This is a genomic window from Streptomyces sp. NPDC058145, assembly GCF_042884245.1.
GTDB lineage: Bacteria > Actinomycetota > Actinomycetes > Streptomycetales > Streptomycetaceae > Streptomyces.
In genome coordinates this window covers 173,935-198,189 of record NZ_JBHVUH010000003.1, presented here as the reverse complement: position 1 = coordinate 198,189, position 24,255 = coordinate 173,935, and the positions used below count along the sequence as shown (strand labels likewise).

Sequence of the window (24,255 nt, the reverse complement as noted above, 5' to 3'; positions counted from 1 at the left end):
GGCCGTGATCAGCCGTCGTGATCCGGCCGAACAGGAGACCCACGAGCATGACAGCCCCGGAAGCCGAGAGCCTCCGCGCCCGCCCCGCGCCGCGGGGGCGGTCCGAATGGCGAACCCAGGCCCCCGTCGTCGCGGTGGTCGCCGCCGGCGGGGCCCTCGGGGCGACGGCCCGCTACGCGCTCACCCTGGCCTGGCCCACCCCGCCCGGCGGTTTCCCCTGGGCGACCTTCTGGACCAACGTCACCGGATGCGCCGTGATCGGCGTGTTCATGGTGCTGATCACCGACGTGTGGGCCGCCCACCGCCTGGTGCGCCCGTTCTTCGGCACCGGCGTGCTCGGCGGCTACACCACCTTCTCCACCTACGCCGTCGACATCCAGAAGCTGGCCGACGGCGGGCACCCGCGCACCGCTCTCGCCTGTCTCGCCGCCACCCTGCTCGCGGCCCTCGCGGCGGTGTGGGCGGCCTCGGCCGCCGCCCGTGCCCTGCTCACCAGGAGGCAGCGATGACATCCCTCACCGGCCGGGCCCTGCGGCTGACCGTGTACATCGGCGAGGACGACACCTGGCACCACAAGCCCCTCTACTCCGAGATCGTGCACCGCGCGCACGCCTCCGGCCTCGCCGGGGCCAGCGTCTTCCGCGGTGTCGAGGGCTTCGGCGCCTCCTCCCGCATCCACACCTCCCGGCTGCTGTCGCTGAGCGAGGACCTGCCCGTCGCGATCGTCGTCGTGGACACCGAGGAACGGATCCGGGCCTTCCTCCCGCAGCTGGACGAACTGGTCGGCGAAGGGCTGGTGACTTTGGAGGAGTGCGAGGTCATCCGGTACGTGGGGCGGGGCGCGGACCCGGACGCAACGGACCGGAAGGGTAAGAGGTCGTTGTGAACTGGCTGCTGGTCGTGCTGGGGGCCATGGTCGGCGCGCCCCTGCGCTATCTCACCGACCGGGCCGTCCAGGCCAGGCACGACTCGCTGTTCCCCTGGGGCACCTTCGTGGTGAACGTCACCGGCTGTCTGGTCCTGGGCCTGCTCACCGGCGCCGCCGCCGCGGGAGCCGCAGGTCAGCACCTTCAGCTGCTGCTGGGAACCGGCCTGTGCGGAGCCCTGACGACGTACTCGACCTTCTCCTACGAGACACTCAGGCTGACCGAGGCCGGTGCGGCCCTCTACGCTGCGGCCAACGCCGCGGCGAGCGTGGTGGCCGGTCTGGCGGCGGCCTTCGCCGGGGTGTGGTTCGCCGGCGCCCTGTGGGCGTAGCGACCGGTCCGCCGGACCGGGCATAGTAGGAACGTCTACAGCACTGTCGACCAACTCATCTCCTCAGAACTGGATCCCATGAGCGCCATCTCCGTCGGTCAGGCCGTCGTCCTCGGAGTCGTCGAGGGGGTGACCGAATTCCTCCCCGTGTCCTCCACCGGCCACCTCAAGATCGCCGAGGGGCTCATGGACATCCCCGTCGACGACAAGTCCGTCGTCGGGTTCTCCGCCGTCATCCAGGTCGGCGCCATCGCGGCGGTGCTCGTCTACTTCCTCAAGGACATCAAGCGGATCGTCTCCGCCTGGTTCCGAGGTCTGACCAAGCCCGAGGAGCGCTACCACCACGACTACAAGTTCGCCTGGTGGGTGATCGCCGCGACCATCCCGATCGTCGTGGTGGGCCTGGCCGCGAAGCCGCTGATCGAAGGCCCGCTCGCCTCGCTCTGGGTGGTCGCCGGCTCCCTGATCGTCGGGTCCGGCGTGATGTGGGCGGCCGACCAGATGGGCCGCCACAAGCGCGGTGAGGACGACACCTCCTTCAAGGACGCGATGCTGGTCGGCTGCTCGCAGATCCTCGCGCTGCTCTTCCCCGGCTTCTCCCGCTCCGGCGCCACGATGTCCACCGCGCTCGTCCTCGACCTGGACCGGGTCGCGGCCACCCGGCTGTCCTTCTTCCTCGGCATCCCGGCCCTGACCGGCGCCGGCATCTATGAGCTGAAGGACGCCCTCGGCGCGGGCGTGGGCGCCGCCCCGCTGGCCGTCGGCACGATCGTGTCCTTCGTGGTCGCCTACGCCTCCATCGCCTGGCTGCTGAAGTTCGTCGCCAAGCACTCCTTCAACGCCTTCGTGATCTACCGGATCGTGATCGGCGTGGCGCTCCTCGGCCTTCTCTCCACCGGCACGCTCAGCAGCTGAGCGGAGCCACCGGTCACCCACGGGGTGCGGCAGCCCGGCCCGGGGCGCCGCACCCCGTGCCTGTTTCCCGGATCGGCCCGCCTTGACATCGCCCTCCCGCCCGTCGCAGGATCGCTCCGTGAACCTGTCAGACAGCCAGACAGGTGGTCCCGCTCCCCGGCGCGTCAGCGCCATGGAGGCGGTCCTCGGCCACCTTCGCGGCGCCATCGAACGCGGCGAGTACGCCGTGGGCGACAAGCTCCCCTCCGAGGCCGAGCTGTGCCGCACGCTCGAGGTCTCCCGGCCCGTGCTCCGCGAGGCGCTGCGCGCCCTGCAGACGATGGGCCTGACGGTCTCCCGGACCGGCAAGGGCACCTTCGTCGTCGCGAACTCCGTCGACGAGCCCACCTTCGGCGACTACACGGCCGGCCACCTGCTCGAGGTCCGCCGCCACATCGAGATCCCGGTCGCCGGCTACGCGGCGGTCCGCCGCACACCGGAGAACCTGGACCGGCTCGACCGTCTGCTCGACCGCATGGAGCGGGAGACGGACACCACCGCGTGGGTCGCGATGGACAGTCTTTTCCACCTGGCCGTCGCCGAGGCCGCGCAGAACCCGGTCTTCCGCCGGGTCATCGAGGAGATCCGCGACGCGCTGGCGCGCCAGTCGGCCTTCCTCAACGAGCTGGGCGGGCGCCGCGAGCAGTCCAACCGCGAGCACCGGGCGATCGTCGAGGCGCTGGTCGACGGCAGCGAACACGACGCCGTCCAGGCCATGAGCCACCACCTCGACCGCGTCGAGACGACCCTCACCGACATCGTGCGCGCCGGACGCCCGGACACGCCCGCCGACGGCGGACAAGGCGCGTGACCCGCGGCCGGTCCGCCGGTCCCCGTCCCGCTCCGCCGGTCCCCCTCCCGCTCCTCCCGCCCGTCCCGCTCCGACCACCGATACAGGCAGTGATGTACAGCAGCTCTCCCGCCACCGCGACCGCGCCCGCCGTCCGTGAACCCCGGCACGCCCCCGTCGCCCATCTAGTACGCGGCGGAGTGGTCGAGGGCGTCCACTACGGCTCGGTCGTCGTGCTCGGCGCCGACGGCCGTGTCCGGCTCCAGCTCGGCGACATCGAGGCCGCGTTCTACCCCCGCTCGGCCCTCAAGCCCCTCCAGGCCGTGGCCATGCTGCGCGCCGGGCTCCCGCTGGACGGCGCGCTGCTCTCGCTGGCCGCCGCAAGCCACTCCGGCGAGGAACGGCACCTCGACGGCACCCGGCGGATCCTCGAACTCGCCGGCCTCGGCGAGGACGACCTGCGCAACGTGCCCGACATGCCGTACGGTCCGGCCGTCCGGGACGCCTGGGTCCGCGAGGGCCGGGAGCCCAACCGGCTCGCCCAGAACTGCTCCGGCAAGCACGCGGCGATGCTGTGGACCGCGAAGCTCAACGGCTGGTCCCTGCCCGACTACCTGGACCCGGCCCACCCGCTCCAGCGGGCCGTCGCGGACACGATCGAGGAACTCACCGGCCAGCGGATCGCCCGGGTGACCGTGGACGGCTGCGGCGCGCCGCTGTTCTCCGTCTCGCTGCACGGCCTCGCGCGCGCCGCCGCCCGCCTCACCACCGCCGCGCCCGGCACGCCCGGTGCCCGGGTTGCCGACGCGATGCGCGAGCACGCCGAGATGGCCTCCGGTGCGGGCCGCGACGTGGCCGAGCTGATGCGGGCCGTGCCCGGCCTGCTCGCCAAGGACGGCTTCGAGGGCGTCCAGGTCGCCGCGCTCCCCGACGGCCGCGCCGTCGCCGTCAAGATCGCCGACGGCGCGAACCGGGCACGCATACCGGTGGCCGCGGCGGCCCTGGCCCGGGCCGGCGTCGACCCCGCCGCGCTCACCGCGTTCGCGGGCGAGCCGCTGCTCGGCGGAGGGGAACCGGTCGGCCGGGTGCGGCCGGTGCCGGCACTGGACCCGGTCCCGCTGCCGACCTGCGCCTGACCCCACCCCTCACCCCGTACCTCCGAAAGAGGCCGCACCCCGATGACCGCCGCCACCCGAAGCGAGCACGACCTGCTCGGCGACCGCGACGTCCCCGCCGACGCGTACTGGGGGATCCACACCCTGCGCGCGACGGAGAACTTCCCCATCACCGGAACCCCGATCTCCGCCTACCCGCACCTGATCGACGCCCTGGCCGCCGTCAAGGAGGCCGCCGCCCTCGCCAACGAGGAACTCGGCCTGCTGGAGCCCCGGAAGGCGGCGGCGATCGTCGCCGCCTGCCGGGAGATACGCGCGGGCGAGCTGCACGACCAGTTCGTCGTGGACGTCATCCAGGGCGGCGCCGGGACGTCCACCAACATGAACGCCAACGAGGTCGTGGCCAACCGCGCGCTGGAACTGCTCGGCCACGGCAAGGGCAGGTACGCGCACCTGCACCCCAACGAGGACGTCAACCTCGGCCAGTCCACCAACGACGTCTACCCCACCGCCGTCAAGATCGCGACGGTGTTCGCGGTGCGCGGCCTGCTCAAGGCCATGGCCGTCCTCCAGGACGCCTTCGCGGGGAAGGCCCTCGAGTTCCGCGACGTGCTGAAGATGGGCCGCACCCAGCTCCAGGACGCCGTGCCGATGACGCTCGGCCAGGAGTTCTCGGCGTTCGCCGTGATGCTCGACGAGGACCGCAGCCGGCTCGCCGAGGCCGTGGAGCTGATCCACGAGATCAACCTCGGCGCCACCGCCATCGGCACCGGCCTCAACGCCCCGGCCGGTTACGCCGAGGCGGCCCGGCGGCACCTCGCCGCGATCACCGGACTGCCCCTGGTCACCGCGGCCAACCTGGTCGAGGCCACCCAGGACTGCGGCGCCTTCGTGCAGATGTCCGGCGTGCTGAAGCGGATCGCGGTCAAGCTCTCCAAGAGCTGCAACGACCTGCGTCTGCTGTCCTCCGGTCCCCGTGCGGGCTTCGGCGAGATCAACCTGCCGCCGGTGCAGGCCGGTTCGTCGATCATGCCGGGCAAGGTCAACCCGGTGATCCCCGAGGTCGTCAACCAGGTCGCCTTCGAGGTCATCGGCAACGACGTCGCCATCACCATGGCCGCCGAGGCGGGGCAGCTCCAGCTCAACGCCTTCGAGCCGCTCATCCTGCACTCCCTGTCGGAGAGCATCACCCACCTGCGCAGCGCCTGTCTGACGCTGGCCGAGCGGTGCGTCACCGGCATCACCGCGAACACCGAGCGGCTGCGCGCCGCCGTGGAGAACTCCATCGGGCTGGTCACCGCGCTCAATCCGCACATCGGCTACACGGCCGCCACCGACATCGCCAAGGAAGCCCTCGCCACCGGCCGCGGCGTGGCCGAACTCGTCCTGGAGAAGGGCCTGTTGCCCGCCGACCGGCTGGCCGCCCTGCTGCGCCCCGAGATCGTCGCGGGCAGCGGGGCGCCCGCCGCCTGACCCGCGCGGGCACGCACGCGCGCCCGGACCGGCCCGGAGGCACAATGGCGATCATGACAACGACGTCGTCCCCCGCCTTCCTGCCGGTCCTGGAGCGCATCGCGCAGGAGCTGGGCCGCACGCCCGGCCGCGGGCGCCCCGCCGACTACATCCCGGCGCTCGCGGCCTGTGATCCGCGGAGCTTCGGCATGGCCGTCGCCGAACTGGACGGCACGGTCTACGGGGTGGGGGAGTGGCGGCAGCCGTTCTCCACGCAGTCCATCACCAAGGTGTTCACCCTCGCCCTGGACCTGGCCCGCGAGGGCGACGAACTCTGGGAGCACGTCGGCCGCGAGCCCTCCGGCAACCCGTTCAACTCCCTGGTGCAACTGGAGTACGAGAACGGTATCCCGCGCAACCCCTTCATCAACGCGGGTGCGCTGGTCGTCACCGACCGCCTGCAGACCCGCACCGGGGACGCCGCCGGCGAACTGCTCGCCTTCCTGCGCACCGAGAGCGGCAACCCCGGCCTGGACCTCGACCTGGAGGTCGCCGCCTCCGAGGCCGCGCACGGCGACCGCAACGCGGCCCTCGCCCACTTCATGGCGTCGTACCACAACATCGACAACGACGTACCGGTGCTGCTCGACCAGTACTTCCGGCAGTGCTCCGTCGCCGCCTCCTGCGCCGACCTCGCCCTCGCCACCGGCTTCCTGGCCCGGCACGGCATCCGAGCCGACGGCACCCGGCTGCTCTCCCGCAGCCAGGCCAAGCAGGTCAACGCGGTGATGCTGACCTGCGGGACGTACGACGCGGCCGGTGACTTCGCCTACCGGGTCGGGCTGCCCGGCAAGAGCGGCGTCGGCGGCGGGATCATCGCGGTGGTCCCGGGCCGCTGCACCCTGTGCGTGTGGAGCCCGGGCCTCGACGAGCGGGGCAACTCGGTGGCGGGCGTGGCGGCCCTGGACCGGTTCACCACGCTCACCGGTCTCTCGGTGTTCTGACCCGGGCCGGCCCCGCTCCGCGCACGCCGGTCACGTACGGGCCGCCCGCCGGTGTGGGGAGCGTCGTCTTCCGGCCACCCGGCATTGCCACGCTGACCCGGTGCCCGCCATGGCCTTTCCCCTCGACCTCCGCCGCTGCCAGGTGCTCGGGCTGGTCGGCACCGCCTTCCTCGCGCTGGGCGGGGAGACGGCCGGCGCCCTGCCCGTGCGGGACCTGCTCGCCCCCGCCTCCGCACGGGCCGCGCTCGGCCTGGTCGGGGTCTACTGCGGGGTCGTGCTGCTCACCGCGGCCTGGGCGCTGCTCGGCCGGCTGGTGCGCGGCCCGCGGCCGCCCGGCGAGCGCTCCCTGCTGCTGGTGCTCGCCGTCTGGGCGGCCCCGCTGCTGCTCGCGCCCCCGCTCTTCAGCCGGGACGTCTACAGCTATCTCGCGCAGGGCGCCATGGTCGACGCCCACATGGACGTGTACGCCCACGGCCCCGCCCGGCTCGGCGGCCCGCTGGCCGACGAGGTGGCCCCGGTGTGGCGGCACACGGCCGCCCCCTACGGCCCGGCGTTTCTCGCCCTGGCCTCCGCGCTGTCCGCCCTGACCCGTGGCGAGCTGCCCGCCGGTCTCCTCGGCATGCGTCTGGTCGCCGTGCTCGGCGTCGGCCTCATGGCGGCGGCGCTGCCCCGCCTGGCCCGGCACAGCGGCGCCGACCCGGCCGCCGCGCTGTGGCTCGGCGCCCTGAACCCGCTGGTCCTGCTGCACCTGGTCGCGGGCGCCCACAACGACGCGCTGATGCTCGGCCTGCTGGGACTCGGCCTGGTCGCGGCCCTCGGCCGGTGGCCCCTCCTCGGCACGGTGCTGATCACCCTGGCCGCCCTGGTCAAGGCGCCCGCCGCGCTCGGCCTGCCGGCGGCGCTGATCCTGCAGCTCCATGCCGGCCGCGGCCCGCTGCGCGCCGCGGTGACGACGGCGGCCGGCGCCGCGGCGACCACGGTCCTCGCCACCGCCGTCGCCGGCACGGGGTACGGCTGGATCGGCGCCCTCGACACCCCCGTCTCCTCGCACAACTGGGCCCTGACCAGCCTGCTCGGCCGGGCCACCGGCGCCCTGCTCGAACACCTCGGCAGCGGCCTGGCCCCGCTCGCCGTGCCCACCTGGCATCTGCTGGGACTGGTGGCCACCGCCGTCGCCCTGACGCTGATCTGGCTCCGGCTGCGCCCGCTGCCGGTCTACGCCCTCGGACTGAGCCTGCTCGCGGTCGCCGTGCTCGGCCCGGCCATCCGGCCCTGGTACGTGCTGTGGGGTCTGTTCCTCATAGCGGCGGCCGCGCCCAGCACCTCGGTGCGGCACCGGGTGGCCGCCCTGGCCGGTGCGCTGGCGCTCGCCGTGCTGCCGAGCGGCGGCCCGCCCGGCCCCGGCCAGCTCGCCCTCGCGGTCTGCGGCGGCGCGCTGGGCCTGGTCGTGCTGTGGCAGGCCCACCTGGCCGCCCAGGCGCCGACGGCGGGGCGCACGGCGTGACGGGCCCGCCGCTGCCGCGCACCGGCCGCGGGCGCCTGCTGCTCGTGTCGGCCCTGGCCGCCGCGGTGACCGTGTTCACGGCCACGGTGCCGCTGCTGCGGGACTTCTTCGACCTGCGCGTCTACTACGGAACCGTGCACACCTGGGTCGGGCACGGCGGCCGGATCTACGACTACCGGGTGCCGGGGACGTCGTACGGCTTCACCTACCCGCCGTTCGCCGCGCTGCTCATGCTGCCCCTGGCCGCGATGGGCCGGCCCACCGCGATCGCCGCCTCCCTGCTGGTGAACCTGGCCGCGCTGGCGGTGGTCCTGCGCGTCCTGGCCGGGCCCGGCCGGCGGCGCCACGGCTGGTTCCACTGGTCGCTCACGCTGTGCCTGCTCGCGCTGTTCGAGCCACTGCGCGACACCGTCAGCTTCGGGCAGGTGAACCTGGTGCTGCTGGCCCTGGTGCTCGGCGACGCCTGGCTGCTGCGGACCGGCCGCGGCCGCTGGGCGGGCGCCGGGATCGGGCTGGCCGCCGCGGTGAAGCTCACGCCCGCCCTGTTCATCGCCCTGCTGCTGCTCGCCCGGCGCCGACGGGCGGCCGCCGTGGCGAGCTGCGTGGCCCTCGCGGCGACCGGACTGGCCGCCTGGGCGGACCCCGGCGCGTCCCGTTTCTACTGGACCGGGGCGCTGTGGGACACGAGCCGCGTCGGGCGGCTCGACTACGTCTCGAACCAGTCGCTGCAGGGCGTCCTGGCCCGCCTCGGCGAGTCGGACCGCGCCCTGTGGGCCGGTGCGGTGCTGCTGGTGCTGTGCGGGTGGGCGTGGCGCACCCGCCGGGCGCTGGCGGCCGGCGACTGGCCGGCGGCCTTCGCGCTCACCGGCGCGGCGGCCTGCCTGGTCAGCCCGGTCACCTGGGTCCACCACCTGGTGTGGCTGCTGCCGTCCCTCGCGGTGCTGGCACGCGCCGGGTACCCGCGGCTCGCGGGCGCCCTGTACGCGGTGCTGTGCACCAGCGTGGTGTGGCTCTGGGTCCGGGACGCCTCCGGCCTCGGCGGCTTCCTCGGCGGCAACGCCTACACCTGGGTCACGCTCGGTCTGCTGCTGGGCCTGCCGGCCGGTCAGCCGCGGGCGTCCCGGCCGTTCTTGGCCCGCAGCGCCAGCGCCACCGCCGCCGCGCCTAGCCCGGTGAAGCCCACGACGGCCGCGGTGGGCGACCAGCCCGAGTCCTCGTCCGGCGCCGGGGCGGGCGTCGCCGCGGCGGGTGCGGCGGCCGCGGCCGCGGTGCCTCCGGGGCGCAGTGCGTCCAGCGACCCCACCGGGTCCACCCACCCGGCCGAGGCGAAACCCCAGTCGAGCAGTTGGCGGGCCTCCTCGTACACCGCGAAGCCGCCGCCCTCCTGAGGGTTCATCACGGTCACCACGAGGGTGCGGCCGTCGTGGCGCGCCGCGGCGACGAGGGTGTTGCCCGCGTTGCTGGTGTAGCCGTTCTTGATCCCGATCAGCCCGGGGTACGGGGCCACGCCGTCCTCACCGGTCAGCAGCCGGTTGGTGTTCTCGATCTGGTACGGCCATCCGTCGCCCGGGAACTGGGACCGGGCGGTGGAGCAGTACCGGGCGAAGTCGGGGTTGCGCAGCCCGGCACGCCCGAAGACGGCCAGGTCGTACGCCGAGGACACCTGGCCGTCGGCGTCGTAGCCGTCGGGGGAGACGACGTGGGTGTCCAGGGCGCCCAGGGAGCGTGCCTTGGCCTGCATCTTCCGGGCCGTGGTCTGCCAGCCGCCGCCCAGCGAGGCGAGGACGTGCACGGCGTCGTTGCCCGAACTGAGGAAGACCCCGCGCCACAGGTCGGCCACCTGGTAGCTGTGCCCCTCCTCGACGCCGACCAGGCTGCTGCCCTCGCCGACGTCCTCCAGTTCCCGGTAGTCGACGGTGTGCCGCATGCCGGAGGGCAGGCCGGGCAGCACGGTGAGCGCGAACAGGGTCTTCATGGTGCTCGCGGGCGGCAGCTCGCGGTGCGCGTCGGCCGCGGCCAGCACCTCGCCGCTGTCGGCGTCGGCGACCAGCCAGGACAGCGCGGAGACGTCCGGGACCTCGGGGGCACCCCGACGGAGCTTGACCTGCGTGCCGGACCGGTGGAGCAGGGACGGTTGCGGCACCGACGCACGCGGCCCGGGCGGTGCGGGATCCCCCGCACGGTGTGCGGTGGAGGCGGCGGCTGGTGCGAGGGCGAGGGTGCCCGCCACACACAGGGAGCAGGCCGTGACGGCGACCCGACGAGAGAATCCGGTGATCATAAGATCAACGTAGGAAGGTGGGGCGGGTCCGGCGCGCTGCCCGGGCCGGACGGCCTACGGGAGCAACCCGGATGTAGCACCCACGGGCGCCCCGGAGGGGTTCAGCCCCCGCCGCTCATGGGCGACCGGGAACCGGGTCAGCCGCCGGGCAGGGTCGGCTGGACGCGGCGCAGGAACGTGGCGTTGTCGGGGGTGTCCTGCATGCGCTCGAGCAGCGTCTCGAGGGCGCCGGGCCCGCCCTCGCGGGAGCGCAGGGCCCGGCGCAGGCCCCGGGTGGCCGTCAACTCCGCCCGAGTGAGCAGCAGTTCCTCGCGGCGGGTGCCGGTGGCGTCGATGTCCACGGCCGGGAAGACCCGGCGGGCGGCGGGTTCCCGGTCCAGCCGGAGCTCCATGTTGCCGGTGCCCTTCAGCTCCTCGAAGAAGTAGCCGTCGGCACGCGAGCCGGTGTCCACCAGGACGGTGGCGAGGATGGTGAGCGAGCCGCCCTCCTCGGCCTGCCGGGCGGCGCCGAAGAACCGCTTGGGGCCGAGCAGCGCGCCCGCGTCGACACCGCCGCTCAGGGTGCGGCCGCCGGCGGCGGAGGCGTTGTTGTGGGCCCGGCACAGCCGGGTCAGCGAGTCCATCAGGACGACGACGTCCTCACCGGCCTCGACCAGCCGCTTGGCCCGTTCGACGACCAGTTCCGCCAGGGCGACGTGCTCCCTGGCCGCCCGGTCGAAGGTGGAGGCGTACACCTCGCCGCGCACCGAGCGGCGCATCTCGGTGACCTCCTCGGGCCGCTCGTCCAGCAGCAGCACCATCAGCCGGCAGCCGGGGTGGTTGGCGGCCACGGCGGCGGCGAGCTGTTGCAGCAGCACGGTCTTACCGCTCTTCGGCGGGGCCACGATCAGCCCGCGCTGCCCCTTGCCGACCGGCGCGAACAGGTCGGTGACGCGCCCGGCCAGTCCGGACGCCGGGTGCTCCAGGCGGAGCCGCTCATGGGGGTGCAGCGGAGTGAGGTCGTGGAAGTGCCGGCGGGAGCGGAGTTCCGCGAGGGCGTGGCCGTTGACCAGCGTGATGCCGGTCAGGCCGCGCTGCGCCGTGCTCTCGCCCTGCACGAGGTCGCCCTTGCGCAGGCCGTGACGGCGGATCAGCGCGGAGGAGACCTGCGGGTCGGCGGGGGAGGGCAGCAGGTGCGCGGCCCTCAGGTGCCCCTTCCCGCGCGCGTCGATGTCCAGGACACCGGTGACGGGCCGGGCGGCCGGGGGCTGCTGTGCGACAGGGGGGTGTTCGAGTGTGGTGGTCATGGCGGGAAGGTCCTTTCACGGACGGAAGGCAGAGAGGAAGAGGGAGAGGCCGCGAGCGGGAGGCGGACACACAGGTGCCTCCGGGCGGCGGGAACGGCACCTCGGGTACGGCGCGGAAGGCCTGCTCACGAGGTGGTGCCGGGAAGCCGATGAGCCGGAGCCGGAAACCGGCGGGCGGATCGGTGCGATGAGGGGGGACTGGCACCGGCGTCCGCAAAGGGACGTGCACGAGTGCTGTCGGCACCGTACCACCCGGTCGAGCGGTATGTCCGTGACCACGCCAACACGCCTTCGCCGCGGAACATTCCCCATGGCGCGAAACCCCAGGCCAAGCGGCTCCGGTGAGCCTACGATCGTCGGCGTCACCCTCGTCTTACGACCGTCAGGAGCTGCCGGTGGAGACCACGCCCGCCATGCCGTCGCACCGCCTGGACCCCGCCGGCGGCTGCCCGCACGCCGACAACGCCCGACTGCTGGCCCGCGGTGCCGTGACCCCGGTCGAACTGCCCGGTGGCATCGAGGGCGCCGCAGTCCTCGGGCACGAGGCGCTCCGGGAGTTCCTGCAGCACCCCGGTGTCGCCAAGAACGCGCGTCACTTCACGGCGCTGCACGAGGGGTTGATAGCCGAGGGATGGCCGCTGCTCACCTTCGCGACCGTACCGGGCATGACCACCGCTGACGGCGAGGACCACCGGCGACTGCGCTCCCTGGTCAGTCGCGCCTTCACCCCGCGACGCACCGAGGAACTCCGGCCGCGTATCGAGGAGTTGACCGAGTCGCTGCTGGACGGGCTGGCGGCGGCCGCCGCGGCGGCCGGGGGCGTCGCGGATCTGCGCCGGCACTTCGCGCTCCCGCTGCCCATGGGCGTCATCAGCGAACTCCTCGGTGTGGACGCCGGGTTCCGGGACCGGCTGCACCACCTCAGCAGCCGCATCGTGGCCACCGACACCGAGCCCGCCGCGGCCGTCGCCGCCAACCGTGAACTCCTCGCCGTGCTCGGGGAGATCGCCGCCGCGAAGGCCGCCGCCCCCGGGGACGACCTGACCAGCGCGCTCATCGCGGCCCGGGACGAGGGCGGCGACCGGCTCAGCCAGCAGGAGCTGATCGGCACGCTCGTCCTGATGATCATCGCCGGGCACGAGACCACGCTCAACCTGATCACCAATGCCGTACGCGCCCTGTGCGGCCACCGCGACCAGCTCGACCTGGTGCGGGCGGGCGGGGCGAGCTGGGCCGACGTCGTGGAGGAGACCCTGCGCTGGGACGCCCCGGTCAGTTACTTCCCGTTCCGCTACCCGGTGCACGACCTCACCGTCGACGGCACGCTCATACCCGCCGGCACCCCCGTCCTGGCCGGCTACTCCGCCGCGGGCCGCGACCGGGCGGCGCACGGCCCGGACGCCGACCGCTTCGACGTCACCCGGCCGGCCCGTCCCGACGCCGTACGCCATCTCTCCCTCGGGCACGGCGCCCACTACTGCCTCGGCGCCCCGCTGGCCCGTCTGGAGGCGACCGTCGCCCTGGAGCGGCTGTTCACCCGCTTCCCCGGGCTCGAACTCGCCGTCGGCGAGGCGGAGCTGGCTCCGCACGCCGGCTTCGTCGGCAACAGCGTGCGCGCCCTTCCGGTGCGCCCGGTGCCCTGAGCCGCGGGGCCGCCGCGCGCCGGGAGCCGCACCGCAAGTCACCGATCCGTGCCAGATGTTCCCACACCATAACGATTCGGGATATCAGGGGACTTGACCGTCAACCCCGCACTATCGTCATGACATGTCCACGGCCCCGCCGGGCCACGGCCCGGCCGCGCCGCTCACGCGGACCGCGCCTCCGCCTCCCGCGCGATCGAGTCGAACCGGGCGCCCATGGCCGCGGCGAGCGCCTGGGCGCCCGAGAGCGGACGCACCATCACCGTGAGCTCGTCGATCAGCCCGTCGTCGTCGAGGTGGATGAAGTCGCAGCCGCTCAGCTCCCGGTCGCCCACCCGCGCCCGGAAGACCAGCGCGTGGTCGCGGCCGTCGGCGCCGGCGAGTTCCCGCTCGTACCGGAAGTCCTCGAAGACCTGGGAGACCCCGCGCAGGATCGCGGCGGTGATCGCCTTGCCCGGGTACGGCTTGAAGACGACGGGGCTGGTGAAGACGACGTCATCGGCCAGCAGCGCCTCGACGGCGTCCAGGTCGCCCACCTCGACCGCCTCGCGGAACGCGCGCATCGGATCACCTCACATAGTCAAGAAATTGAATAGGTGCGGATGAGAGTAATCAGCTCCTGCTAGCGTGTCCACATGTCGCTCAAGTACGCCGTCCTGGCCGCCCTGCTGGAGGGGGAGGCCTCGGGCTACGAGCTGTCGAAGGTGTTCGACGTCTCGCTCGCGAACTTCTGGCCCGCCACCCCCCAGCAGCTCTACCGGGAGCTGGAGCGCCTCGCGCAGGACGGACTGGTCGAGGCCCGGACGGTGCCGCAGGAACGCCGGCCCACCAAGCGGATGTTCACCCTGACCGAGGCCGGCCGGAGCCGGCTGCGGGCCTTCGCCGACGAGCCGCCGAAACGGCCCACCGCCATCCGCGACGAACTCCTCATCAAGATCCAGGCCATGGACGGCGGCGACCCCGGGGTGGCCCGGGCGCTCGTCCAGGAGCGCAGCGGCTGGGCCCGCGGCAAACTCGACCGCTACGAGCGGGTGCGCACCCGTCTCCTCGACGGGCGGACCGAGGAGGAGTACCTGCGCACGGCCGACCGGATCGGCCCGTATCTCACCCTCATGGCGGGCATCGCCTTCGAGGAGGAGAACCTGCGCTGGTGCGAGCGCGTGCTGCGCGTCCTCGACCAGCGAGTGCCCTCGTCATCCAGCGACGAGTACGCCTAGGCTGAGGCGATGTTCAGCACCGAAGGCCCCAGCCTGCGCGAACTCGCCGTACAGGCGCTGTCGTCCGTCGAGCACGGCTACGACCTGCTGGCCCCGAAGTTCGACCACACCCCGTTCCGTACGCCCGACTCGGTGCTGGAGCCCGTCGCCAAGGCGCTGGGGCCGCTCGGGCCGTTCGAGGACGGCCTCGACCTGTGCTGCGGCACCGGAGCCGGGACGGAGCTGCTGGCGGCACTGTGCGGCCGGAGCGTCACCGGTGTCGACTTCAGCGCCGGAATGCTCGACGTCGCCCGCCGCCGCGTGCCGTCCGGAGGCCCGGACGTCGCCTGGGTGCGCGGCGACGCCCGGGCCCTGCCGTTCGGGCCCGCCTTCGACCTGGTGGTCAGCTTCGGCGCGTTCGGCCACTTCCTGCCCCGCGAACTGCCGGGGCTGTTCGCCCAGGTCCGCTCGGTGCTGCGGCCGGGCGGCAGCTTCGCCTTCCCCCTCTTCGCCCCGCCCCGCCTCTCCAGTCCCGCGTTCTGGACGCTGCTCGGCTTCGACACGGCGATGCGGGTGCGCAACGCCCTGTGGCGGCCGCCGTTCGTCATGTACTACCGGACCTTCCGGTTCGGCGACGTCATGAGCGGGTTGGCCCGTGCCGGCTTCGCGGTCGGGCTGCGGCCGCTGCCCGAGTTCGGGCGGCGCGGCGACGGCAGCCCCCGGGCCCGCCTCGTCGTGGCCCGGGCTCAGCCGGCCGCCGGCAGGGTGAACTCGTAGACCAGCGCATCCCGTTCGGAGTCGACCACCAGGTCGGTGATCTCCAGCGGGCGCGCGTACTGGTCGTGCACCCGGCGCGTCACCCGGACCGACGAGGCGTCGCCCACCTGGGTGATGGAGTCCCGGTGGTGCAGGGTGAGCCCGGCCTTGCGCATCCAGTCGTAGGCCCGGCGCAACTGCGCCGGGGTGGCCCCGTCCGCCCGGTCGCGGTAGCGGCCCAGCTCCGCGACCTCGCTCAGCGCCACCGCCGAGAACGTTGTCACCGCCGTGCGCAGCGAGTGACCGTCGGGCGCGGCCGAGCGGTAGCGGTGCACCAGCGTGGGCCGGTGCGGGGCCAGCCCGAGCGCCTGTGCGTGCTCCGGTGACGGTTTCTCCCAGGTCACCGTCGCCCGGTCCACCGCGCACGGGTCCGCGGGCCGGGCGCCGACGGGGAAGGTGAGCGAGACCGGGTCCTCGACCGGGCGGCCGGGCAGCGTGGCGTGGCTGCCCCGCCGGTCGGTGGCGACCAGGCCGCCGCGGCGCAGCACCTCCAGGGCCTGCCGTACGGTCTCCCGGCTGACCCCGAAGTGCCGGGCCAGGTGCCGCTCGCTGGGCAGCCGGTCACCGGGCGGGACGGTGCCGTCGTGCAGTTCGTCGAGGAGCTGCGACGCGACCCGCCAGTACAGGGGCCGGTCGTCGGTCTGCGGGGGGTCGAGCGGGGTGGTGCGGGCCATGCCGCGCCTCCTGTGGTGACAAGACGTAGCCGAACGGGCTCATTGCGCGACCACATCTAGCATTGGTCTAAACCACAAGGGAAGAGTGGTCCGGTGGTTCGGCCGAAACCCACCCGCGCGACCGGGCCTCACAGGGCGCTGTAGACCGCGTTCACCAGGGCCGTCTTGCGTGGGTCGTCCGCGATGTGCGGCCCCATCCGGTTCATCGCGTACCCGAGCGAGACCCCCGCCTCCGGGTCCGCGAGTCCGCAGGAACCCCCGAACCCGTCGTGTCCGAAAGCCCGCGGGTTCGGTCCGTAGGAGCCGTGCGGACCGCTCAGCCACAGCCCGAGCCCGACCTCCGTCTCACCCTCGAAACCCGCGCCCAGCACCAGATCGCGGCAACTGCCCTGCCCCTCGCGCACCCGTTCCGCCGCCAGCGGTGACAGGATCCGCCGATCGCCGTAGGAGCCCCGGCCGGCGAAGGCGCCGTACAGGGCGGCGACCGAGCGCGCGGTGCCGTGCCCGTTGGCCGCCGGGATCTCCGCCGCCCGCCACGCGGCCGTGTTCGCCTGTGCCGCGCCCACCGGCGGATTGGCGAGGGCGGCGATCGCGGCCGGCGGCAACTGACCGAAAGCGGCGGCTCGTTCACCGTCGTCCCGGGACCGAGCGTGGACCAGCTCGGCCGCCCGGCCGGCCTCCTTCTCCGGCAGGCCGATCGTGAAATCCAGCCCGAGCGGCCCGGTCACCTCCCGCTCCAGAAACACCCCGGGTCGCAGCCCCGACACCCGCCGCACCACCTCACCGACCAGGAAGCCCCAGGTCAGCGCGTGATATCCGGATCGGGTGCCCGGCTCCCACCAGGGCTCGGTGGCCGCCAGCCGCGCGGTCGTCAGCTCCCAGTCGTAGAGCTGCTCGACGGAGTGCGGCTCCCGCAGGCCGGACAGCCCGGCGCGGTGCGACAGCAGATCCCGAACACGTACGTCCTCCTTGCCCGCCGCCGCGAATTCCGGCCAGTACGCGGCCACCGGCCGGTCGAAGTCGAGCAGGCCCCGGTCGGCGAGGAGATGCGCGCACAGGGCCACCGGCCCCTTGGTGGTGGACCACACGTTGACCAGCGTGTCCCGCTCCCAGGGCCGGGTGCGGGCCGCGTCCGCCCAGCCGCCCCACAGGTCGACCACCGTCTCACCGCCGACGGTCACCGCCACGGCGGCGCCCAGTTCGTCGCGCTCCCGGAAGTTCTCCTCGAACGCCTCCCGCACCGCGGTGAAGCGCGGATCGCAGTCGCCCTGAACCTGTGCCTCGTGCGCGGACATCCAGCCTCCGTCGTCGCCGGGAGCCCGGGCGGCGGCAGCACGGCCCGGGACGCCCCCCGAACGTACCGACTGGTCGGACTGGAGGGAAGAAGGCGGACGGCACCGGGCCGGCTTGCGCGGGCCCGGCCCTGTCCCACCCCTCCGGTCAGGCGTACGCGCGCAGCCAGCGCAGCTTGCGTTCCTCCTGGAACGGGCCGCCGCCCTCGTGGTCGTTGAAGTCGTACACCTCGATCGCCTTGTCCTGGTGCGCCCAGGCGTTGAACGCCGCGAACACGGTCGACGGCGGGCACGTCTGGTCCTCCAGGGCGGCCGAGAAGAGCGCCGGGGCCCGGCCGCGGGCCGCGAAGTGCACGCCGTCGAAGTAGGAGAGCGTGCGCAGCGCGTCCTCCGCGCGGCCGCGGTGCGTCTTGAGGAACAGACCGATCTCCCGGTACGGGTGACGGTCCGTCAGCGTCGTCGCGCGCGGGAAGTCGCACAGGAACGGGACATCGGGGGCGACCGCGACCAGATCGGGCAGCAGTCCGCCGACGGCGAGGGAGATCCCGCCGCCCTGGCTCTCACCGATCACCACGGTCCGCGCCGCGTCGGTGAGCGGATGTGACCGCGCCGCCTCCACGGCACGCACGGCGTCCGTGAACACCCGGCGGTAGTAGTAGTTCTCGGGCGCGTCGATGCCCCGCGTCATGTACCCGGGGAAGGCGGGCGCGGCGCCCACCGGGTCCGCCGTGCCGCCACCGCCGCCCCAGGCGCTGCCCTGGCCGCGCGTGTCCATCACGAAGTGGGCCCGGCCCGTCGACGCCCACAGCAGGTCCTCGTGCGCCAGCCCGCGCCCGCCGCCGTAGCCGATGAACTCCACGACCAGCGGCAGCGGTTCCGAGGCGCCGGCGGGCAGCCGCAGCCAGCCCTTGACCGGGTGGCCCCCGAAACCGGCGAACGTCACGTCGTACACCTGGACCGTGGACAGCCCGGTGTCCACCGGCTCGAACCGGGCGTCCAGCTCGAGCTCGCGCGCTTCCTGGAGGGTGTTGTCCCAGAAGGCGTCGAAGTCCTCCGGCGCGGTGGAGGCGCCGCGGTACTCGCGGAGTTCGTCGAGAGGGAGGTCGAACAGGGCCATCAGGAACCGCCTTTGGGAACGAAAGACTGCGCTGGGTTCACGGTACGTGGGTGGTCGGACGACTCGCCAGGCCCGTCGGGGACACGGTTTCCGTCCGTCGTCGAGACGCGCGATCATCATGCTGGTCACCGAGGCGAAAGCGTTTGCTGCTCCGGCCTGTCGGAAACGGTCAGGTCGATCCAGCAGAACGCAGTGGTCGGGTCACCCGCCCGGTCAGGCCCGGGGCTGGGTCCACTTCGGGCCCGTGCGCGCCCATTCCCGTTCCCACTCGTCCATCCGGTGGCGCAGCGCGGCCCGGCGCTGCACGGCGTACCCGAGGAGGATCACGGCCACCGAGCCGCCCGCCGCGCACAGGCCCACCGTGACGGTGTGCTGCCAGACGGCCACGTCGTTCGGCGGCGGGGCGACGGCGCGGCCCCGGGCGTCGAACCACACGGTGACCACGTCACCCGCCCGGCTCCCGGCGGGAACGCGGGCCACGGCGGTACGTGTTCCGGTGCCCTGCTCCGTCCAGCGGACCTTGGCCTGATAGGGGTGCGCGCGGTCGCCCCGCACGGGGCGCGACCGCTCGGACTCGCCGCCGGTCACCGAGGCGCGCACCTGGTGCCGCTCGGTCCGCAGCGCCGTGGCGCGCGACCGCGCCTGGTCATGGGCGTACAGACCGGCCGCCAGCCCGGCCAGCGGTGTGACGACGAACAGCAGGACGGCGGCGACCAGGACCGTCCAGGCCTCCATGACGTCCGACCGGCGCCGCAGCGGATTGTGCCGCCAGCGCCAGCCGCGCACCCGGGTCCGCATGCCCACCTCCTCGCCGCAGCCGGAGCCGGAGGACGGCCGGACCGGGACACCGGCCGGCCGCCTCCGTCGCCTCGCACGAAGCGTCCGCACCCGTCTGGTACCCCGTACGGCGCGCCTCGCGCGCGCCGCCCACCGCGAGTTCAAGCCCTCCTGGGGCCCGGCGCGCGGCACGCTCCGCACCGCCGCGCCGGCGGCCGGCGGGCTCAGCCGAAGCGCTCGATGCGGATCCGCTCGACCGGCTGGCCGGCCTCGACCAGCAGACGGGAGGCGTGCTCGGCGAACCCGTTGGAGCCGCACACATAGGCCTCCCATCCACCCGGAGGCCGCTCGGCCAGGAGCGGCGCCACATGGGCGGCCGCCATGCGACCCACCGGTACCCCCGAGGGGGCGCTCCGCGTGAACACGGCCGTGGTCTCCGCGCCCAACTCCCCGGCGTAGATCAGCTCCTCGGGGCTGCGCGCCGACACCAGCATCCGCAGCGGCACGCCGAGGCCCTGCGCCCGGTGATACCGGACCATCGACATCAGCGGTACGACGCCGGAACCGGCCCCGAGCAGCAGCGCGGGCCGGTCGCCCGGCCAGGCGAAGAAGCCGCTCAGCGGGCCGCGCATCTCGACCGTGTCACCGGGCCGGGCCGTGGTGTGGAACCAGCCCGAGACCTCGCCGTCCCGCACATGGTCCAGGGTCAGCTCGATGTGGCCCGAGTCGTCGGGGGCGGACGCGATCGAGTAGTGGCGCTGGGCCACGTAGCCGTCCGGCGCGGTCAGCCGCAGCATCAGGTGCTGGCCGGGTAGATGCCGCGCCCAGTCCGGCACCGCGAACCGGAAGGTGGTCGCGTGCGGGGTCTCGCGGCGGATCCCGGTCAGCGTGGCGGTCTGCCACACCGACGCGGCCCGCTCGCTCACGGCGATGCGCCCGGGCACGGCGAAGCGCGTCGGGGGAACGTGGGCCGGGGTCACTGTCTCAGTCACCGGAGTACCGCTGCTCCTCCCAGGGATTGCCCCGCTCGTGGTAGCCGTTCCCCTCCCAGAAGCCGGGCTCGTCGTGATCGAGGAGCGTGATGCCGGCGATCCACTTGGCGCTCTTCCAGAAGTACAGGTGCGGCACCAGCAGCCGCGCCGGGCCGCCGTGCTCGGGTGCGAGCGGCTCGCCGTCGTACTCCCAGGCGATCCACGCCCGGCCGCCGGTGAGGTCGGCGAGCGGCAGGTTCGCGGAGTAGCCGGTGTGCGAGTAGGCGACCGCGTGGGTGGCGGTCGCGGCCGGCCGCACCACGTCGAGGAACGTGTCCAGCGAGACGCCCCCGAAGCGCACCCCGAACTTCGACCAGCCGGTCACGCAGTGGATGTCACCCTCGTACGCCGAAGCGGGCAGTGCCCGGGCCCGCTCCCAGTCCCAGGTGTGCGGCCGCTCCACCAGCCCGTCGATGCGGAAGGACCAGTCGGCGGGGGCGAGGTCCGGGGTGACCTCGGCGGACAGGACGGGCCACTCGTCCCGCGCGTCGTACTGCCCCGGTGGCAGTCCTGGATCGGTGACGCGGGGGCGACCCGTGAAGCCTCGGGTGACGTTCATGGTTTCCACCGTACGCTGTCCCCGCGAGTGCTCCGCCCCAGGTCAGTACGTCGTTCGGGACAGCCGTGCGAACTCGTCGCGGCTGTGTGAACTCTTCGCGGAGCCGGGAATAGCCGTCGGCCGCTCCTCCTTGCCGCTGAGTGCCGGCCGGTGCGCCGGTGACGGTGCGACGGAAGCGAGGAACGAGGATGCCCAAGGCGTACGTCTTCACGCGGTACGGCGGTCCGGAGACCGAAGCCCTGACCGACGTGGACCGGCCCAGCCCCGGCCCGGGTCAGCTCCTGGTCGCGGTGCGCGCGGCCGGGGTGAACCCCGTCGACTGGAAACTGCGCGAGGGCCTGCGCCGCCCCGGCGACCCCGCCGAGCGCGTCTTCCCCGCGGTGTTCGGCAGCGAGGCCGCCGGCGTCGTCGAGGCGGCCGGGCCGGGAGTGACGGGGTTCGCCGTCGGCGACCCCGTGTTCGGCAACACCGTCGACGGCGGGTACGCCGAGTACGCCCTGCTGAGCGCAGGGGCGACCGCGCACAGGCCGGACGGGCTGTCGTTCACCGACGCCGCGACCCTGCCGGTCGCCGCGGCCACCGCCTACGACGGCGTCCGCCAACTCGGCCTGCCCGAGGGCGCGACGTTGCTCGTCACCGGCGCGGGCGGCGGGGTCGGTGCCGCCGCCCTGCAGATCGCCCGCGCCTTGGGCGTGCGGGTGGCGGGCGTGGCGAGCGAGGCCAAGAAGGACTTCGTCGAGTCGCTGGGCGCCGTGCACGTGCCGAGCGGCCCGGGTCTGGCCGAACGGGTGCGCGCCGCCGCCCCCGAAGGCGTGGACGCGGTGTACGACCTGGTGGGCGGCGACACGCTCGCGGAGGCGGCCACCCTGCTCACCGACCGGACGAGACTGATCACGGCCGGGGCCCCGCCCGGCACCGTCGCCGCGCTGGGTGGCTCCCGGGTCGCCCGGGCCCGCACGGCGGCCGTACTGGAGAAGGTGGCGGCGCTCGTGCTGCGCGGCGCCCTGGATCCGCACGTCACCCGCACCTTCCCGCTGGAGCGCGCCGGGGCGGCCCTGCGCGCCGTGGAGGACGGGCACGCCCGGGGAAAGATCGTCATCGAGGTGGGCGGATGAGCGCCGAGGCCTTCGCCTGCCCCCGGACGACCGTGGCCCCGCACGTCCTCGACAATCCCGCCCTCGCCTCTCTGACCGGCCCGCACGCGCACTTCGCCGAGCGGCGCGGCCGGGTGCTGCGCTACCCGCTCGACGTGTCCCCGTGGCTGGCGCTGCCGGACGATCCGGACGCGGACGACTGGGCGGACCTCGCGGCGCTGGCCGGTCCCGGCGCCGAGGTGCCCCTGTCGGGCTACGTCGGGGAGGTCCCGGACGGCTGGGAGGTGACCTTCCGGTCGGAGGGCGTGCAGCTCGTGGACGACGGTCTCGCCGCCGCACCGGACCCGGAGGCGGTCCCTCTCGGCCCGCGCGACGTGCCGGAGATGCTCGACCTGGTGCGGCGCACCCGGCCGGGCCCCTTCCTGGCGCGCACCGTCGAACTGGGCACCTACCTCGGTATCCGCCGCGAGGGCGCCCTCATCGCCATGGCGGGGGAGCGGCTGCGTCCGCCGGGCTGGACCGAGGTCAGCGCGGTCTGCACCGACCCCGCCCACCGCGGCGAGGGACTGGCCGGCCGGCTGATCCGCGCCGTGGCGCACGGCGTCCGGGAGCGCGGCGAGAAGCCGTTCCTGCACGCCAGTGCCCGCAACACGAACGCCCTGAGGCTCTACGAGTCCCTCGGCTTGCGGCCGCGGCGCCGCACGGCGTTCCTCGCGGCCCGCGCGCCAGAGCGCCCGGCGGCCGGCCGGACGGCCGTACCAGTGTCCTAGAGTCCGTCGGGGCCGGCCGTCGGGGCCGGCCCCGCGTTGTACCGCTCCAGGTACCGGGCGAAACGCACCAGGTCCTCCTCCGGCCATGCGGCGAGCCGCTCCCGGAAGGCGGCCCGGCGGCTGCGCGTGACCTGGGCGAGGATCTCCTGGCCGGCCTCCGTCAGGTCCAGCACCTGGACGCGGTGGTCCTCCGGGTCGGTGCGGCGCTCGACGAGGCCGGCCCGCTCCAGCGCGGTCACCTGGCGGCTGACCGTGGACTTGTCCAGGGCGTAGTGCGCGGCCAGATCGGTGGCCCGGCAGCCGCCGCTCTCCTCCAGATGCCCGAGCAACGTGTACGACACCAGGGACAGCTCGGGGTGCATACGCCCCGCCGAGGCCCGGGCCCGGCGGGCGAAGATCGTCATCTCGCGCTGGATGGTCTCGACGGCCGTCTCCGTTGCCGCTGTCACGGAACACCTCCTCCGACGTTCTAGTTGTATAGTACAACTTGAATGGAAGTTGTATAAGCCAACCATCGGACATTGGAGGCCGCCCGCGATGAGGTCACCGGCACTGCGCCATGTGCTCACCCACCTGATCACCCCGCTGCTGATGTGCCTGGGCATGGGGCTCGCGTACATGGGCGCCTTCGTCACGCCGGAGCCGAACCACCTGCCCGTCGCCGTCGTCGGCGCCGGCCCCGGGGCGAAGGTGTTCGCCCAGACCGTCAAGGACACCGCGGGGGACCGGCTGGACGTCCGCACCGTCGCCACCCGCGCCGACGCCGTGCGCCTGCTCCGGTCCCGTGACATCACCGGCGCCTACGTACCGGCCGCGAGGACGCCGGAGCTGCTGGTCGCCACCGCCGCGTCCGACATGGGCGCGACGGCCGCCGAGAAGGTCTTCACCCCCGTCGCCGCGGAGCGGGGCGCCCCGCTGAAGGTGACCGACGTGGCCGCCCCGGTAGCCGACGACCCCACCGGGCAGGGCCTGTTCTTCCTGCTGATCGCGATCAGCATCGGCTCCTACGCCTCGGTCGCCGCCCTCGGCGCCGCGGGCGCCGCCCTCCCGATGCGGGTGCGGGCGCTGCTCGCGCTCGGTGTCTCGGCCGTGGTCGCCGGCATCGGCAGCCTGCTCGCCGGACCGGTGTTCCACCTCGCGCACCACGATCTCGCCGGTGTGTGGGGGATGGCGTGGCTCTACTCCGCGGGCATCCTGCTCATCGGCGTCGGCCTGCACACCTTCCTCAGGCGGTGGACCACGCTGACCATGATGGTGCTGTTCGTGATGCTCAACTTCACCAGTTCGGGCGGTTTGTTCAGGCCCGAGCTCCAGAACGGCTTCTTCGGCGCCCTGCACTCCTTCTGGAACGGCGCCGGCTTCGTCGAAGGCGTCCGCAGCCTCCTCTACTTCGGCGACGACGGCCTCGGCCGCACCGTGTGGACCCTGCTGATCTGGCTGCTCGCCGGCCTCGCGGTGACCGCGATCGCCGCCGCCTTCGAACACTCCCGGACCCCCGAGGCGGCGGCCACGCCTCCCGCGACCGCCACGGCCCCGAAGCGGCCCGAGCGCGTCACCCGGCGGGAGACCGAGGCGGCCGAGGAAGAGGTGGAGGAGACGGTGGGGGTGTGAGGGGCGGTCGTACCGAAGATCCGGAGCCGGTG

The 24,255-nt window shown here is 73.8% G+C and carries 25 protein-coding genes and 1 pseudogene; 16 read left to right on the top strand and 10 right to left on the bottom strand.

What is annotated here, in order from left to right; genetic code table 11:
* Positions 1-47 precede the first annotated feature (47 nt).
* The 10 genes from ACFVVO_RS07715 (at position 48) to ACFVVO_RS07670 (ending at position 9,464) form a co-directional block, all read left to right on the top strand.
* Entirely contained in the window at positions 48-509 is a 462-nt protein-coding gene (locus ACFVVO_RS07715; RefSeq protein WP_390052654.1) for a CrcB family protein, read from the top strand.
* A complete protein-coding gene (locus ACFVVO_RS07710) occupies positions 506-886 on the top strand; it encodes a DUF190 domain-containing protein (protein ID WP_390052653.1) in 381 nt (126 codons plus the stop codon). The genes ACFVVO_RS07715 and ACFVVO_RS07710 overlap by 4 nt, the downstream gene beginning before the upstream one ends.
* Complete coding sequence (gene crcB, locus ACFVVO_RS07705; RefSeq protein WP_390052651.1) at positions 883-1,257, top strand: fluoride efflux transporter CrcB; 375 nt, start codon at positions 883-885, stop codon at positions 1,255-1,257. Before ACFVVO_RS07710 ends, crcB begins: the two co-directional genes overlap by 4 nt.
* 78 nt (positions 1,258-1,335) lie before the next feature.
* The gene (locus ACFVVO_RS07700; protein ID WP_390052649.1) at positions 1,336-2,172 is read left to right on the top strand and encodes an undecaprenyl-diphosphate phosphatase; all 837 of its coding nucleotides are present in this window, start codon (positions 1,336-1,338) and stop codon (positions 2,170-2,172) included.
* Positions 2,173-2,344: 172 nt separating this feature from the next.
* Positions 2,345-3,022, top strand: coding sequence for a FadR/GntR family transcriptional regulator (locus tag ACFVVO_RS07695; protein ID WP_390053352.1), 678 nt, complete (start codon positions 2,345-2,347; stop codon positions 3,020-3,022).
* 92 nt (positions 3,023-3,114) lie between these two features.
* Positions 3,115-4,137: an asparaginase gene (locus ACFVVO_RS07690; RefSeq protein WP_390052648.1), complete on the top strand. Its 1,023-nt coding sequence runs from the start codon at positions 3,115-3,117 to the stop codon at positions 4,135-4,137.
* A 42-nt stretch (positions 4,138-4,179) separates the two neighbouring features.
* Complete coding sequence (aspA, locus tag ACFVVO_RS07685; protein WP_390052646.1) at positions 4,180-5,589, top strand: aspartate ammonia-lyase; 1,410 nt, start codon at positions 4,180-4,182, stop codon at positions 5,587-5,589.
* 44 nt (positions 5,590-5,633) lie between these two features.
* Positions 5,634-6,572: a glutaminase gene (locus ACFVVO_RS07680; RefSeq protein WP_390052644.1), complete on the top strand. Its 939-nt coding sequence runs from the start codon at positions 5,634-5,636 to the stop codon at positions 6,570-6,572.
* A 109-nt stretch (positions 6,573-6,681) separates the two neighbouring features.
* Entirely contained in the window at positions 6,682-8,076 is a 1,395-nt protein-coding gene (gene mptB, locus ACFVVO_RS07675; RefSeq protein WP_390052642.1) for a polyprenol phosphomannose-dependent alpha 1,6 mannosyltransferase MptB, read from the top strand.
* Positions 8,073-9,464: a glycosyltransferase 87 family protein gene (locus tag ACFVVO_RS07670; RefSeq protein ID WP_390052640.1), complete on the top strand. Its 1,392-nt coding sequence runs from the start codon at positions 8,073-8,075 to the stop codon at positions 9,462-9,464. The genes mptB and ACFVVO_RS07670 overlap by 4 nt, the downstream gene beginning before the upstream one ends.
* A 59-nt stretch (positions 9,465-9,523) precedes the next feature.
* Here the strand turns inward: ACFVVO_RS07670 and ACFVVO_RS07665 are convergent.
* Together ACFVVO_RS07665 and rho are read right to left on the bottom strand one after the other, a co-directional pair.
* Positions 9,524-10,357 (bottom strand): annotated as a pseudogene (locus ACFVVO_RS07665) (D-alanyl-D-alanine carboxypeptidase family protein); the annotation flags it as partial.
* A 137-nt stretch (positions 10,358-10,494) separates the two neighbouring features.
* Positions 10,495-11,643 carry a transcription termination factor Rho gene (gene rho, locus ACFVVO_RS07660; RefSeq protein WP_390052638.1) on the bottom strand — a complete coding sequence of 383 codons (1,149 nt, stop codon included), beginning with the start codon at positions 11,641-11,643 and terminating at the stop codon, positions 10,495-10,497.
* Between the two features lie 413 nt (positions 11,644-12,056).
* On the opposite strand from rho, the gene ACFVVO_RS07655 reads away from it, so the two are divergent.
* Entirely contained in the window at positions 12,057-13,286 is a 1,230-nt protein-coding gene (locus tag ACFVVO_RS07655; protein WP_390053351.1) for a cytochrome P450, read from the top strand.
* Between the two features lie 164 nt (positions 13,287-13,450).
* Here the strand turns inward: ACFVVO_RS07655 and ACFVVO_RS07650 are convergent, their stop codons facing one another.
* A complete protein-coding gene (locus ACFVVO_RS07650; RefSeq protein WP_390052637.1) occupies positions 13,451-13,849 on the bottom strand; it encodes a nuclear transport factor 2 family protein in 399 nt (132 codons plus the stop codon).
* A 72-nt stretch (positions 13,850-13,921) separates the two neighbouring features.
* On the opposite strand from ACFVVO_RS07650, the gene ACFVVO_RS07645 reads away from it, so the two are divergent.
* Both ACFVVO_RS07645 and ACFVVO_RS07640 read left to right on the top strand, forming a co-directional pair.
* Positions 13,922-14,503: a PadR family transcriptional regulator gene (locus tag ACFVVO_RS07645; protein WP_390052635.1), complete on the top strand. Its 582-nt coding sequence runs from the start codon at positions 13,922-13,924 to the stop codon at positions 14,501-14,503.
* Positions 14,504-14,512: 9 nt separating this feature from the next.
* A complete protein-coding gene (locus ACFVVO_RS07640) occupies positions 14,513-15,259 on the top strand; it encodes a class I SAM-dependent methyltransferase (protein ID WP_390052633.1) in 747 nt (248 codons plus the stop codon).
* On the opposite strand, the gene ACFVVO_RS07635 is transcribed toward ACFVVO_RS07640, so the two are convergent.
* From ACFVVO_RS07635 to ACFVVO_RS07610, 6 genes are all read right to left on the bottom strand, one after another.
* On the bottom strand, positions 15,229-15,972 hold the full coding sequence (locus tag ACFVVO_RS07635; protein WP_390052632.1) for a GntR family transcriptional regulator: 744 nt from the start codon (positions 15,970-15,972) through the stop codon (positions 15,229-15,231). The two genes, ACFVVO_RS07640 and ACFVVO_RS07635, sit on opposite strands and share 31 nt — an antisense overlap.
* 128 nt (positions 15,973-16,100) lie before the next feature.
* Positions 16,101-17,267, bottom strand: a complete 1,167-nt coding sequence (locus ACFVVO_RS07630; protein WP_390052631.1) for a serine hydrolase domain-containing protein — start codon at positions 17,265-17,267, stop codon at positions 16,101-16,103.
* 145 nt (positions 17,268-17,412) lie between these two features.
* Positions 17,413-18,381 carry an acetylxylan esterase gene (locus ACFVVO_RS07625; protein WP_390052630.1) on the bottom strand — a complete coding sequence of 323 codons (969 nt, stop codon included), beginning with the start codon at positions 18,379-18,381 and terminating at the stop codon, positions 17,413-17,415.
* A 213-nt stretch (positions 18,382-18,594) separates the two neighbouring features.
* On the bottom strand, positions 18,595-19,179 hold the full coding sequence (locus ACFVVO_RS07620; protein ID WP_390052629.1) for a hypothetical protein: 585 nt from the start codon (positions 19,177-19,179) through the stop codon (positions 18,595-18,597).
* 203 nt (positions 19,180-19,382) lie between these two features.
* Positions 19,383-20,150, bottom strand: a complete 768-nt coding sequence (locus ACFVVO_RS07615) for a ferredoxin reductase (RefSeq protein ID WP_390052628.1) — start codon at positions 20,148-20,150, stop codon at positions 19,383-19,385.
* A complete protein-coding gene (locus tag ACFVVO_RS07610; RefSeq protein WP_390052627.1) occupies positions 20,143-20,748 on the bottom strand; it encodes a sulfite oxidase-like oxidoreductase in 606 nt (201 codons plus the stop codon). The genes ACFVVO_RS07615 and ACFVVO_RS07610 overlap by 8 nt, the downstream gene beginning before the upstream one ends.
* 188 nt (positions 20,749-20,936) lie before the next feature.
* Here ACFVVO_RS07610 and ACFVVO_RS07605 point away from each other — a divergent pair, with 188 nt between their 5' ends.
* Positions 20,937-21,863: an NADP-dependent oxidoreductase gene (locus ACFVVO_RS07605; RefSeq protein ID WP_390052626.1), complete on the top strand. Its 927-nt coding sequence runs from the start codon at positions 20,937-20,939 to the stop codon at positions 21,861-21,863.
* Positions 21,860-22,612, top strand: coding sequence for a GNAT family N-acetyltransferase (locus ACFVVO_RS07600; RefSeq protein WP_390052625.1), 753 nt, complete (start codon positions 21,860-21,862; stop codon positions 22,610-22,612). The genes ACFVVO_RS07605 and ACFVVO_RS07600 overlap by 4 nt, the downstream gene beginning before the upstream one ends.
* On the opposite strand, the gene ACFVVO_RS07595 is transcribed toward ACFVVO_RS07600, so the two are convergent.
* A complete protein-coding gene (locus ACFVVO_RS07595; protein WP_390053349.1) occupies positions 22,609-23,016 on the bottom strand; it encodes a MarR family winged helix-turn-helix transcriptional regulator in 408 nt (135 codons plus the stop codon). The genes ACFVVO_RS07600 and ACFVVO_RS07595 overlap by 4 nt on opposite strands.
* Before the next feature lie 133 nt (positions 23,017-23,149).
* Here ACFVVO_RS07595 and ACFVVO_RS07590 point away from each other — a divergent pair, with 133 nt between their 5' ends.
* Positions 23,150-24,223: a hypothetical protein gene (locus ACFVVO_RS07590; protein WP_390052624.1), complete on the top strand. Its 1,074-nt coding sequence runs from the start codon at positions 23,150-23,152 to the stop codon at positions 24,221-24,223.
* Positions 24,224-24,255: the final 32 nt, after the last annotated feature.